Source organism: Mycobacterium sp. MAC_080597_8934 (assembly GCF_000523975.1).
GTDB classification, from domain to species: domain Bacteria; phylum Actinomycetota; class Actinomycetes; order Mycobacteriales; family Mycobacteriaceae; genus Mycobacterium; species Mycobacterium avium.
Genome location: NZ_JAOS01000013.1, coordinates 96,228 through 108,670, shown reverse-complemented (window position 1 = coordinate 108,670; position 12,443 = coordinate 96,228). Strand labels below are relative to the sequence as shown.

The window sequence follows — 12,443 nt, the reverse complement described above, 5'->3', positions numbered from 1 at the left end:
GCCCTAGTGGGTCAGCCACTGGTGCCAGCGGGTCAGCAGGCCGGCCGGGCTGGTGCCCAGCACCTCTTGGGCCGCGGTGGCCAGATCGGCGCGCCGCAGGCCGCAGGTGGCCAGGTACAGCTCGCGCAGTTTCGGCGGTCCGTAGCTGTCGGCCACGAACCGGGCGAACCACCAGGCGCGGTCGTAGGCCGACGAACGCTGCGGCCCCGGCACGTCCAGGTCGGTGTCCGACGGCAGCGTCAGCGGCAGCAACGCATCGGCGGGCACGGGCGCCGGCGGCCGACCGACGAAGTCGGCGACCCCTTCGGTGAGCCAGCGGGGCGCGTCGGCAACCGTGTCCGCGCGCGACGCATAGTGAAAAAGCTCGTGCACCAACACGATTCGCAACGACGCCGGGCTCATGTTGGCGGCACCCGGCGCGAACACGATGCGCTGGCCGGACGCGATCCGGCGCACCGGATCGACCCGGTCGGAGACGGTGACGGCCGCGATGTCGGCCCACTGCGTCGCCGGGCCCCCGCCCGCCGCGGCGCGGAATTCCTCGTCGGTGCCGGCGGCCACCACCGAGATCTCCCGGTTCCAGTCGGCGCCCCAGAACGCCTCCACGGCGGTGATCGCCGCGCCCATGCCCGCGGCCACCCGGGCCAGCAACCGGTCACTGGCCGGGCCGCCCAGACCCAGCATCCGGACGGTGCGATCGCCGACGACCAGCGACCTGCTCGACGCGCTGAATTGGCTGCGCACGGGGCTGACCAGCTGGGCGGGACGGGTCCGGCCGTCACGTTCGGCGTCGAACGGCACCGCCGCGGCCACCACGAGTTCGACGACGAACACCCAGGCCAGCAGGGCCGCGAGCCGCGGGCGTCTAGTAACGGCGGGCGTCGTAGATCGGGCCGGAGGAGTTCATCGGCACCACCCGCACCGGCACACCGTAGGTGGAGGAATGGATCATCATGCCGTCGCCGATGTAGATGCCGGCGTGCGAGGCGTCGGAGTAGAAGGTCAGCACGTCGCCGGGTTGCAGGTCCGACAGCGAAACCGGTTGTCCGCCATGGGCCAACGCCTGGCTGGAGTGCGGCAACGAGATGCCGGCCTGCTGGAACGCCCACATCACCAGGCCCGAGCAGTCGAACCCGCCGGGTGCGGCGCCACCCCAGACATAGGGTGAACCGACCTGGGTCAGCGCGGCCTGCACGACGGTGGCGCGGTCGCCGCCGCCGACTCCCCCGCCGCCGGGAGCCATGCCCGGTGCGCCGCCGGGAGGCGGAGCCTCACCCGGCCCCGGCCCGCCCGGGGGCGTGCCGGGCGGCGCCGCTTCGGGCGCCGGCGCACCGGGTGCCGTCGCGGCGGCCGGGACGGCCGGTCCGGGGTTGGCCAGCGCGGTGCGCTGGTCGGCCGTCAACGACATGTACTGCGACTTGACCACCGCGATCTGCACCTGCAGCTGACTTTGCTTGGACTGCAAGCTCGCTCGCACCGCGGCGGCCTGCTCGGCGGCGCTCTTGGCGTCGGCGGCCGACTTCGCCGACTCGCGCTCGGCCTTGGCGGCCTGTTCGCCGGCGATCCGGTAGCTCTTCATCTGGCTGGCCATCTGCGTGGCCATCAGCCGCTGCACGGCCAGCTTGTCGATCAGCCCCTGCGGCGACCCGGCGGTCAGGATGGCTTCCATGCCGTCGACGCGACCGCCCATGTAGGTCGCGGCGGCCAGGTTGTTGACCGCCTTCTGGTAGGACGCCAGGTGCGCCTTCGCCGCGTCCACCGCGGCCTGGTCGTCGTCGTGCTTCTTCTCCGCGGCGCGCTGGGCGGCCAGCTTCTCGTTCAGGTCGAGCTGGGCGCTGTGCATGGCCTCGGTGGTCTGCTCGGCCTGACGGGACAGCTCGTTGAGTTTCGCCATGGCGTCTTCGGCCGGGTCGGCGCACGCGGGCGCGGTGACGATACCGAACAGGATCGCGAAGCCAGCTAGCGTCCCCAGGGCCGAACGTGTCAGGGCACGCGCAACCGGGTACCTAGAGTCAAGCCTCAAGATTTGCTTCCTTAAACGGCCATCGACGAATCGCGGTCGTCGAGCGGGTTTAGGTCTCAAACAGGTTACGAAACGATATCGGCGTTTGTCCAAAGCGGGCGGTTAAGAAATTAGAAAGAATTCTGTCATTTTGATGTGGGCCATTCCGCCTGAGCCGAGGGCCTTTGGCGGACAAGGCATTTAGGCTACACCAGTCCCGCGATCCCGACGAATCGGGACCAGCCGCAGCCGTGGTGCCAGGCCGGCATCGGCCAAAACCTCCAAAGCCGCTCGCTCGTCCTGCAATAAGGTATCCGGGACCCCGAGTATCACGCTGACCACGCAGTCGCGACATCCGGGTCCGCGCGCCGCGCAGTCGTCGCAGTCGATCACCACCGGCGCCCCCGGCTCCGGCGTCGCGGCCGGCGCCGCAGCCGCCGTCGCACCCCTGTCGGTGGGTCCAGTTCTCGATGCCATCGGTCCGTCCTCTCGGTCTGGCTCCGCGGAGCGGGCCGGCGCACATCGCGCCGGGCTGACCGAACGGTAACGGCGGCCACCGACATCGACCGCCGACCCCGACCGCCCGGACCGGCGTGGCAGCCGCCCGGGTGTCGGTCGTGCTGCCTACCGTCACCACCGTGGCCTCCGACGGTGCGACTCAGCTGAGCTTCGCCGACGTGGGACCGGCGTTCGGCCCCGACGAGGTCGCGCTGCGCGACACCACCTTCGTGGTGGTCGACCTGGAAACCACCGGCGGACGCAGCACCAGCACCGAGGGAACCGCGCCCGACGCCATCACCGAGATCGGGGCGGTCAAGGTGCGCGGCGGCGTGGTGCTCGGCGAGTTCGCCACCCTGGTCGACCCGCAGCGCAGCATCCCGCCCCAGATCATGCGACTGACCGGCATCACCACGGCGATGGTGTCGGACGCGCCGGCCATCGACGCGGTGCTGCCGATGTTCCTCGAGTTCGCCGGCTTGGACCGCGGGGCGGTGCTGGTCGCCCACAACGCCGGTTTCGATGTCGGGTTCCTGCGCGCCGCCGCGCAGCAGTGCGACATCGCCTGGCCGCGACCGCGGGTGCTGTGCACGGTCCGGTTGGCCCGCCGGGTGCTCAGCCGCGAGGAGGCCCCCAGCGTGCGGCTGGCCTCGCTGGCCCGGCTGTTCGCCGTGACCACCCAACCCACCCACCGCGCCCTCGACGACGCCCGGGCCACCGTCGACGTGCTGCACGCCCTCATCGAGCGGGTCGGCAACCAGGGCGTGCACACCTACGCCGACCTGCGCGGCTACCTGCCCGACGTGACGCCCACCCAGCGCCGCAAACGGGTGCTGGCCGAGGGGTTGCCGCGCCGGCCGGGGGTGTACCTGTTCCGCGGGCCGTCGGGCGAGGTGCTCTACATCGGCACCGCCGTCGACCTGCGGCGCCGGGTCGCCCAGTACTTCACCGGCGCCGATCCGCGCGGCCGGATGAAGGAGATGGTCGCGCTGGCCGGCGCGGTCGACCACGTCGAGTGCGCGCACGCGCTCGAGGCCGGGGTGCGCGAGCTGCGGCTGCTGGCCGCCCACGCCCCGCCCTACAACCGGCGGTCCCGCTTCCCCCAGCGGTGGTGGTGGGTGGCGCTCACCGACGAGGCGTTCCCCCGGCTCGCGGTGGTCCGGGCGCCGCGGCACGACCGGGCCGTCGGGCCGTTCCGGGCCCGCGCCGACGCCGCCGACACCGCCGAGCTGCTGGCCCGGTTCGCCGGGCTGCGCACCTGCACCAACCGGCTGGGCCGGGCGGCGTTGCACGGGCCGCTGTGCCCGGAGGCGGAGGTGGCGCCGTGCCCGGCCGCCCGCGGCGTCACGGCCACCCAATACGCGGCCGCGGTGGCGCGGGTCGCGGCGTTGATCGACGGCGCCGACAACAGCGCGCTGGCCGCCGCGGTGGACCAGGTCGCTGCGCTGGCCGAGCGGCGTCACTTCGAAAGCGCCGCCCGGCTGCGTGACCGCACCGCCACCGCGGTCGAGACGCTGTGGCGCGGCCAGCGGCTGCGGGCCCTGGCCTCGTTGCCGGAGCTGGCTGCCGCCGCGCCCGACGGGCAGGGCGGCTATCAGCTGGCCGTCGTCCGCTACGGCCGGCTCGCCGCGGCGGGCAACGCCCGGCGCGGGGTGCCGCCGATGCCGGTGGTTGACGCGATCACCGCTGCGGCGCAAGCGATTTGGCCCGAGCCGGGGCCGCTGGGCGGCGCGCTGGTCGAGGAGACGGCGCTGATCGCGCGCTGGCTGGAGGCCCCGGGGGTGCGCATCGTCCGGGTGGAGGGCACCCAGGACGCGGCGGGCTGGGCCTCCCCGCTGAGCTCGGCCGGGGCCTGGGCGGCGTGGGCGGCGGCGGCGCGCTCGGCCCGGCTGGCAAGCGAGCAGGCCCTGCGGGCGTCAGAGCTGCTGACCGAACCGCACCCAACGCGCGAGCAGCTGTTCGGCCGCGCCGGAGTCGATGGCGGCGCTGGCGCGGGCCAGCCCGTCCTCCCAGGCCGGCAACCATTCGGCGCGGCTGGATAACCCGGCGTGCGCCACGATCGCGCCGGCGGCGTTGAGGACGACGGCGTCGCGCACCGGGCCCTGGCCGCCGGCCAGCACCGCCCGCACCTCCGCGGCGTTGGTCTGCGCGTCACCGCCCAACAGATCGTCGAGCTCGGCCCGCGGGAAACCGAACCCGGCCGGATCGAACGTCAACCGGTCCACCGTGCCGGCCTGCACCCGCCAGATGGTGCTGGTCGTCGTGGTGGTCAACTCGTCGAGCCCGTCGTCGCCGTGCACCACCAGCACACTGGAGCGCCGGGCGGCGAACACCCCGGCCATCACCTCGGCCAGCTCGGCGAACGCGCAGCCGATCAATCCGGCCCGCGGTCGAGCCGGATTGGTAAGCGGCCCAAGCAGATTGAACACCGTCGGCACGCCGATCTCGCGGCGCACCGCCGAGGTATGCCGGTAGGACGGGTGGAACAGCGGCGCGAAGCAGAAGCCGATGCCGACTTCGGCGACACTGCGCGCGACCTGCTCGGGGCCCAGGTCGATCCGCACCCCGAGCTCCTCGAGCGTGTCCGCGCCGCCCGAGAGCGACGACGCCGCGCGGTTGCCGTGTTTGACCACCGGCACCCCCGCGGCCGCGGCCACGATCGCCGCCATCGTGGACAGGTTGACGGTGTTGACGCCGTCGCCGCCGGTGCCGACGATGTCGACGGTGTCGTCGCGGATCGCGCCGGCCGGGAACGGCAGGGCGTGGTTCAGCATCACCTCGGCCAGCTCGATGACCTCGGCCGAGGTGGGGATCTTCACCTGCATCGCCACCGCGAAGGCCGCGATCTGGGCCGGGCTCGCCTCGCCGGTCATGATCTGGTCCATGGCCCAGGCCGCCTGCCCGCGGGCCAGGTCGTCACCGCCGGTCAGCCGGGCCAGCACCTGGCGCCACGACGTCGCCGGCGCACCGGAGGGCCGCCGGGCCGCGGAAGCCGCGGACGACTCAGATGACAACGCCACGCGCCGATGGTCCCACGCCGGGCACAGCGGCCCCAACCTCGCCGCGAAGGGCCCGGTCGGCGCCGGGGCGTGACGCGCCCCGCCACAAATCGTGAAATTCCAGACCCGGGTGGAGTTCAACAACTACAAAGCGTCATACTTGCGGATGTGACCAGCGCTGTCGGGACCTCAGGTACTGCAATTACGTCGCGGGTTCATTCGCTGAATCGGCCCAACATGGTCAGTGTCGGCACGATCGTCTGGCTTTCCAGCGAGCTGATGTTCTTTGCTGGCCTGTTCGCGATGTACTTCACCGCCCGCGCCCAGTCGGGCGGCAAGTGGCCGCCGCCGCCGACCGAGCTCAACCTGTATCAGGCCGTGCCGGTGACCTTGGTGCTGATCGCGTCGTCGTTCACCTGCCAGATGGGGGTGTTCGCGGCCGAGCGCGGCGACGTGTTCGGGCTGCGTCGCTGGTATGTGATCACCTTCTTGATGGGCCTGTTCTTCGTGCTCGGGCAGGGCTACGAGTACTACCACCTGATGGGCCACGGCACGACCATCCCGGGCAGCGCCTACGGCAGCGTGTTCTATCTGGCCACCGGGTTCCACGGTCTGCACGTGACCGGCGGGTTGGTCGCCTTCATCTTCCTGCTGGCCCGCACCGCGATGAGCAAGTTCACCCCGGCGCAGGCGACGGCCAGCATCGTCGTCTCGTACTACTGGCATTTCGTCGACATCGTGTGGATCGCGCTGTTCACCGTGATCTATTTCATCCGATGAGCGGACGCTGGACGAACAGGAGTGCTCGGTTGAAGAAGCTGCGGTCCACCCGAACCGACCGTTCGCGACGGCGGCTGCGCCGCCGATTGTCCGGCGGCCTGCTGTTGCTGATCGCGCTGACCATCGCCGGCGGACTGGCCGCCATCCTGACGCCGCGGCCGCAGGTCGCCGTCGCCGACGAGTCGAACTCGGCGCTGCTGCGCACCGGCAAGCAGCTGTTCGACACGTCGTGCGTGTCGTGCCACGGCGCCAACCTGCAGGGCGTGCCCGACCGCGGGCCGAGCCTGATCGGTGTCGGTGAGGAGGCCGTCTACTTCCAGGTGTCCACCGGCCGGATGCCCGCGATGACGGGCGAGGCGCAGGCGCCCCGCAAGGAGCCGGTGTTCGACGAGGCGCAGACCGACGCGCTGGGCGCCTACGTGCAGGCCAACGGCGGCGGTCCCACCACCGTGCGCAACCCGGACGGCAGCCTGGCGATGCGCTCGCTGCGCGGCGAGGACCTCGGCCGCGGCGGCGACCTGTTCCGGCTGAACTGCTCGTCGTGCCACAACTTCACCGGCAAGGGCGGGGCGCTGTCGTCCGGCAAGTACGCGCCGGACCTCGAGCCCGCCAACGAGCAGCAGATCCTGGCGGCGATGCGGACCGGTCCGCAGAACATGCCGAAGTTCTCCGACCGCCAGCTGTCGTTCGAGGCCAAGAAGGACATCATCGGCTACATCAAGGCGGTGACCGAGGAGCGCCAGCCGGGCGGCTACGGCCTGGGCGGGTTCGGCCCCGCCCCCGAGGGGATGGCGGCCTGGATCATCGGCATGGTGGCCGCCATCGGGCTGGCGCTGTGGATCGGGGCACGCGCATGAGCCGCACCGGGACGATGCAGTGGGGTCTCCCCCAGCCGCGCAACGGCGAAGGGGCCGAACCGAAGAGGAGGAGCGGCGCAAAATGAGCGACGGCGACGTTCGCGGCTCTGACACCGACAAGGGAGCCGGGGCGCCCAACGAGCCCGACGAAGCGGCGCTGGCCGCGATGTCGCAGCAGGAGCTGGTGACGCTTGGCGGCAAGCTCGACGGCGTCGAAACGGTGTTCAAGGAACCCCGGTGGCCGGTCGAGGGCACCAAGGCCGAGAAGCGCGCCGAGCGCGGCGTCGCCCTGTGGCTTTTGCTGGGCGGCGGCTTCGGACTGGCGCTGCTGCTGATCTTCCTGTTCTGGCCGTGGGAGTACAAGCCCAAGGAGGCCGCCGGCAGCTTCCTGTACGACCTGGCCACCCCGCTGTACGGCCTGACCTTCGGGATGTCCATCCTGTCGATCGGGATCGGCACCATCCTGTACCAGAAACGCTTTATCCCCGAAGAGATTTCGATCCAGCAGCGGCACGACGGCGCCTCCCGCGAGATCGACCGCAAGACGGTCGTGGCGAACCTGGCCGACGCCTACAACGGGTCCACCATCGGGCGGCGCAAGATGGTCGGGCTGTCGCTGGGCGTGGGCCTGGGCGCGTTCGGCCTGTCCACCCTGGTCGCATTTGCCGGGGGCCTGATCAAGAACCCGTGGAAGCCGGTGGTGCCCACCGCCAACGGGAAGAAGGCCGTGCTGTGGACGTCGGGCTGGACCCCGCGCTACCCGGGCGAGACCATCTACCTGGCCCGCGCCACCGGCACCTACACCGGGGCCCCGTTCGTCAAGATGCGGCCCGAGGACCTCGACGCCGGCGGCATGGAAACCGTGTTCCCGTGGCGCGAGTCCGACGGCGACGGCACCACCCCGGAATCGCAGGAGAAGCTGCGGGCGATCAACCAGGGTGTGCGAAACCCGGTGATGCTCATCAGGATTCGGCCCACCGACATGCCCCGCGTGGTCAAGCGGCAGGGCCAGGAGAGCTTCAACTTCGGCGAGTTCTTCGCCTACACCAAGGTGTGCTCGCATCTGGGTTGCCCCGCATCGCTGTACGAGGAGCAGTCCTACCGGATCCTGTGCCCCTGCCACCAGTCGCAGTTCGACGCGCTGCATTTCGCCAAGCCGATCTTCGGGCCGGCCGCGCGGGCGTTGGCGCAACTGCCGATCACCATCGACACCAACGGGTATCTGGTCGCCAACGGTGACTTCGTCGAACCCGTCGGACCGGCATTCTGGGAGAGGACGACAACATGAGTCCGAAATTGAGTCCCCCGAAGATCGGCGACGTCCTGGCCCGTCAAGGCGAGGACATCGACACGCGCTACCACCCGTCGGCGGCCGTCCGCAGACAGCTCAACAAGGTCTTCCCCACCCACTGGTCGTTCCTGCTGGGCGAGATCGCGATGTACAGCTTCATCGTGCTGCTGCTCACCGGGGTGTACCTGACGCTGTTCTTCGACCCGTCCATGGCCGAGGTCACCTACAACGGCGTCTACCAACCGTTGCGCGGCGTGGAGATGTCGAAGGCCTTCGCGTCGGCCCTGGACATCTCCTTCGAGGTGCGCGGCGGGCTGTTCGTGCGTCAGGTCCACCACTGGGCCGCGCTGATCTTCTCCGCCGCGATCATGGTGCACCTGGCCCGCATCTTCTTCACCGGCGCCTTCCGGCGGCCGCGCGAGGCCAACTGGGTGATCGGCTCACTGTTGTTGATCCTGGCCATGTTCGAGGGTTACTTCGGCTACTCGCTGCCCGACGACCTGTTGTCGGGCATCGGGTTGCGCGCCGCCCTGTCCTCGATCACGCTGGGCATGCCGGTGATCGGGACCTGGTTGCACTGGGCCCTGTTCGGTGGTGACTTCCCCTGCGGCGGTGTCGGAAGCGAGTGCGCCGCAGCGGGTTACATCATCCCGCGGATGTACGCCCTACACATCCTGCTGCTGCCCGGCATCATCCTGGCGCTGATCGGGCTGCACCTGGCCATGGTGTGGTTCCAGAAGCACACCCAGTTCCCCGGCCCGGGTCGCACCGAGCACAACGTGGTCGGGGTGCGGGTGATGCCGGTGTTCGCGGTCAAGTCCGGCGCGTTCTTCGCCGCCATCGTCGGCGTGCTGGGCCTGATGGGTGGTCTGCTGCAGATCAACCCGATCTGGAACCTGGGCCCCTACAAGCCATCTCACGTCTCGGCCGGCTCGCAGCCGGACTTCTACATGATGTGGACCGAGGGCCTGGCGCGTATCTGGCCGCCGTGGGAGTTCTACTTCTGGCACCACACCATTCCGGCGGTGGTGTGGGTGGCGCTGATCATGGGCGCGGTGTTCGTGCTGCTGATCATCTACCCGTTCCTGGAGAAGCGGTTCAGCGGTGACTACGCGCACCACAACCTGCTGCAGCGGCCGCGCGACGTGCCGGTGCGCACGTCGATCGGCGCCATGGCGATCGCCTTCTACATGGTGCTCACGCTGAGCGCGATGAACGACATCATCGCGCTGAAGTTCGACATCTCGCTGAACGCGACGACGTGGATCGGCCGCATCGGCATGGTGATCGTTCCGCCGATCGTGTACTTCGTCACCTATCGGTGGTGCATCGGGCTGCAGCGCAGCGACCGCGCGGTGCTCGAGCACGGCATCGAGACCGGCATCATCAAACGGTTGCCGCACGGCGCCTACATCGAGCTGCACCAGCCGCTGGGCCCGGTCGACGAGCACGGTCACCCGCTGCCGCTGGAGTACCAGGGCGCCCCGCTGCCCAAGAAGATGAACAAGCTGGGCTCGGCCGGGTCGCCCGGCATCGGCAGCTTCCTGTACGCCGACCCGCCGTCCGAGGACGCGGCCCTGCGGGAGGCCGCGCACGCCTCCGAGCAGCGTGCCCTGACCGCCCTGCGCGAACATCAGGACAGCATCGTGGGCTCGACCAACGGCGAGGACGGCCAGCACTAGCGACGCGGCAGGGCGCCCTGAGGCCCGGTGAGCCTCAGGGCGAGCTGTCGACGCGTTGTTGCTCGGCGGCCCGCAGGATCGAGCCGGCCGTCAGGAACGCCGGCTTGCCCCGGTCCCGGGGCTCGACGGGCAGCCCGGCTGCGCAGCGCAACACCATCCGCGCCAGCGCGCTGTAGGTCGCGTACGGGATGATCAGCAGGTTGATCCGCGCGTCTCCCCCGATCAGCGTCATCACGTGCTGGCGCTTGCGTTCCCAGCCCGGCCAGTTGAAGTCCGGCGGTCGCTGCAGCGGCGGCCAGTTGACGTTGATCGCGCCGATCTGACCGAGCAGCGGGGTGAGCACCGCGACCAGCTCGGGCAATTCGTTGGTGATGCGGTCGGCGCGGGGCCACCAGGCGCCGTCGATGGCGCGGCCCAGTTCGCACCCCACCGACAGCCGGACGGGATCGGCGCGTCGGCGTCTTGCTGCGGAACCCACGTGCGGCGCCCTTCCCGGTCGGCATCCTTCGCGGGCGGGCGAAGGGAGGAATCGCATTGCCGGTGGGTGCAGCGCGGTAGCGCACCGCTGACAACGAAACCGCTCGCGCTCGACGCTACGCCACCCGCGGCCGACCGGATCGCCGAGGTGGCCCGGGGCCGGGCCGCGACGGCGGTTACTGCTCGGCGACCGCCTCGCGGAGCTGGCGGATGTGCAGCCACTCGACCACCGGCATCGCCGCGGTGATCACCCCGGCGAATCCGTAGCCCACCCAGGACGATCCGTCGTGACCGACCGCCATCAGATAGGTCGCCGTCGCGACCGCGATCAGCGCCGCGCCCATGGTGCCGGTCAATATGACGGTGCCGCGCAACCAGATTCGATCGACCGCCTCGCCCGACCACCCCACGTCCGGGGTCGTCGCCGGCGTGTGCCGCGCCCGCTCGGTCGCGGGCCGCGCGACGCCGGCGCCCAGCCGCACCGGGGGTCGTGCCGGCGCCGTCATCGCCCGGGCCGTCGGCTCGGCCTGCGACATCCGGCGGGCCCGCAACAGGATCGGGATGGCCCCCGCGATGATCAGCGCGGAGACGATGATGACGGCGTACAGCACCCAGGTGGTGTGCGGGCTGCTGGCCGCCTTGTGAAATCCCCTGCCCAGGTCCGCCAGCGCAACGCAGGCCGCCACGCTGACGCCCAACAACGCCAGGTAGATCGCGGCGCAGGCACCGATCAGGATGCGGTCGATGACCTCGGGCGAGATGGTGTCGTCGCCCAGCCCACGCCGATATGCCGAATATCTGCTGACCATCAGCAGCTCGTCTGCGGCGCGTCGTTGCTGTTCGACGAGAGCACCGTTCCGTCGCTGGTGGTGATCGAGCAGTTGAGCCTGCTGACCCGGAACAAGCTGGACGCCTCGACCGAGCCCACATCCGACTGCGAGATCGGGGTGACCGTCATCGACCACGGGATGTACACGTTGTGCTGCGTGCGCCGCCGGCCGGACGCGTCCACGTAGGTCACCGAGATGATGTCGCCCGGGGCCTTGGTGCCGGTCACCGAGTAGGTGACCTGGCGCGGACCCGTCGGGGTGGTGGGCGGCGGCGGGGCCGCGGCCGTCGAGGTGGCCGGCGGCGGGGCCGGGGCGGGCGCGGGCGGGGGCGGCGGTGCCGGAGAGGGCGTCACCGTCACAGTCTGGGTCTCCGTTGCAGTCGGGGGCGGCGGTTCGGTCGTGGGTGGCGGCGGCGGGGGCGGTGGGGGCGGCGACGGTTTGGTGGTGGTGATCTCGTCCTGCAGCGGCGGCGTGGACGCGGTGGTGGTGTTCGGGTTGGCCAGCTTGGTGGTGTCGGTCCGGGCGAACAGCAGCGACACCGACACCACCAGCGCGATGGCGGCCACGATGGCCGCCACCCCGACCACCCACGGCCAGCGGGCGGTGCCGTGTTCCTCGTCCAGCTCGGCCGGTTCGTCGTAGTCGTCGTAGTCGTACAGGCGCAGATCGGCCGGCACGTAGGGGCCGCTGGTGAAATGCTCGGACTCCGGGGCCGAATAGGCCCGCGAGTAGGCGTCGGTCTGACCCGTCTGGTCGGCCGCGTCGAATTCGACGCTGTCGTCGAAGGGTTCGACCGCGTCCTCGTGATCTCCCCCGGCCGGGAAGTCCTCACCCGGGAACTCGTCGACGGGCGGGCCGCCGGGATCCGGCTGGTGGTCGATCGGGTCGGCAGCAGGATCGGGTTCCTCAGGTTCCCATCCCGGGGGTCTAGACCCGCTCATCTCTGCCTTTGCCTACCCTGTTCGAACTGCATCGCCTGCGCGTAAAACTCCGCGGTCACTTCATTGCGGGCGCGCCGGGAAACTTC

The 12,443-nt window shown here is 70.8% G+C and carries 11 protein-coding genes and 1 pseudogene; 5 read left to right on the top strand and 7 right to left on the bottom strand.

Going from position 1 to position 12,443, the window contains the following annotated elements; all coding sequences use genetic code 11:
• Positions 1-3: 3 nt before the first annotated feature.
• The 3 genes from NF20_RS07000 to NF20_RS26100 form a co-directional block, all read right to left on the bottom strand.
• Positions 4-834: a hypothetical protein gene (locus NF20_RS07000; RefSeq protein WP_033713337.1), complete on the bottom strand. Its 831-nt coding sequence runs from the start codon at positions 832-834 to the stop codon at positions 4-6.
• Positions 835-865: 31 nt separating this feature from the next.
• A complete protein-coding gene (gene ripC / locus NF20_RS06995; RefSeq protein ID WP_033713336.1) occupies positions 866-2,023 on the bottom strand; it encodes a peptidoglycan hydrolase RipC in 1,158 nt (385 codons plus the stop codon).
• A gap of 180 nt (positions 2,024-2,203) precedes the next feature.
• Positions 2,204-2,479: a hypothetical protein gene (locus tag NF20_RS26100; protein ID WP_224112062.1), complete on the bottom strand. Its 276-nt coding sequence runs from the start codon at positions 2,477-2,479 to the stop codon at positions 2,204-2,206.
• Between the two features lie 116 nt (positions 2,480-2,595).
• Between NF20_RS26100 and NF20_RS06990 the strand changes: the two are divergent.
• Positions 2,596-4,479 (top strand): annotated as a pseudogene (locus NF20_RS06990) (DEDD exonuclease domain-containing protein); the annotation flags it as partial.
• Here the strand turns inward: NF20_RS06990 and trpD are convergent.
• Positions 4,417-5,520 carry an anthranilate phosphoribosyltransferase gene (trpD, locus tag NF20_RS26095; protein ID WP_158295311.1) on the bottom strand — a complete coding sequence of 368 codons (1,104 nt, stop codon included), beginning with the start codon at positions 5,518-5,520 and terminating at the stop codon, positions 4,417-4,419. The pseudogene NF20_RS06990 and the gene trpD sit on opposite strands and share 63 nt — an antisense overlap.
• A 147-nt stretch (positions 5,521-5,667) precedes the next feature.
• On the opposite strand from trpD, the gene NF20_RS06985 reads away from it, so the two are divergent.
• From NF20_RS06985 to NF20_RS06970, 4 genes are all read left to right on the top strand, one after another.
• Entirely contained in the window at positions 5,668-6,279 is a 612-nt protein-coding gene (locus tag NF20_RS06985; protein WP_023861629.1) for a cytochrome c oxidase subunit 3, read from the top strand.
• 29 nt (positions 6,280-6,308) lie between these two features.
• Entirely contained in the window at positions 6,309-7,136 is an 828-nt protein-coding gene (locus NF20_RS06980; RefSeq protein WP_003872263.1) for a cytochrome c, read from the top strand.
• A gap of 82 nt (positions 7,137-7,218) precedes the next feature.
• Positions 7,219-8,424, top strand: a complete 1,206-nt coding sequence (locus NF20_RS06975) for a ubiquinol-cytochrome c reductase iron-sulfur subunit (RefSeq protein ID WP_031354046.1) — start codon at positions 7,219-7,221, stop codon at positions 8,422-8,424.
• The gene (locus NF20_RS06970) at positions 8,421-10,109 is read left to right on the top strand and encodes a cytochrome b (RefSeq protein WP_033713334.1); all 1,689 of its coding nucleotides are present in this window, start codon (positions 8,421-8,423) and stop codon (positions 10,107-10,109) included. The genes NF20_RS06975 and NF20_RS06970 overlap by 4 nt, the downstream gene beginning before the upstream one ends.
• A 34-nt stretch (positions 10,110-10,143) precedes the next feature.
• Here NF20_RS06970 and NF20_RS06965 read toward each other — a convergent pair whose 3' ends face one another.
• The 3 genes from NF20_RS06965 to NF20_RS06955 form a co-directional block, all read right to left on the bottom strand.
• Positions 10,144-10,587, bottom strand: a complete 444-nt coding sequence (locus NF20_RS06965) for a DUF5994 family protein (RefSeq protein WP_033713332.1) — start codon at positions 10,585-10,587, stop codon at positions 10,144-10,146.
• A gap of 175 nt (positions 10,588-10,762) precedes the next feature.
• On the bottom strand, positions 10,763-11,395 hold the full coding sequence (locus tag NF20_RS06960; protein ID WP_033713331.1) for a DUF2561 family protein: 633 nt from the start codon (positions 11,393-11,395) through the stop codon (positions 10,763-10,765).
• Positions 11,395-12,357, bottom strand: coding sequence for an MmpS family transport accessory protein (locus NF20_RS06955; protein ID WP_033713330.1), 963 nt, complete (start codon positions 12,355-12,357; stop codon positions 11,395-11,397). The genes NF20_RS06960 and NF20_RS06955 overlap by 1 nt, the downstream gene beginning before the upstream one ends.
• Positions 12,358-12,443: the final 86 nt, after the last annotated feature.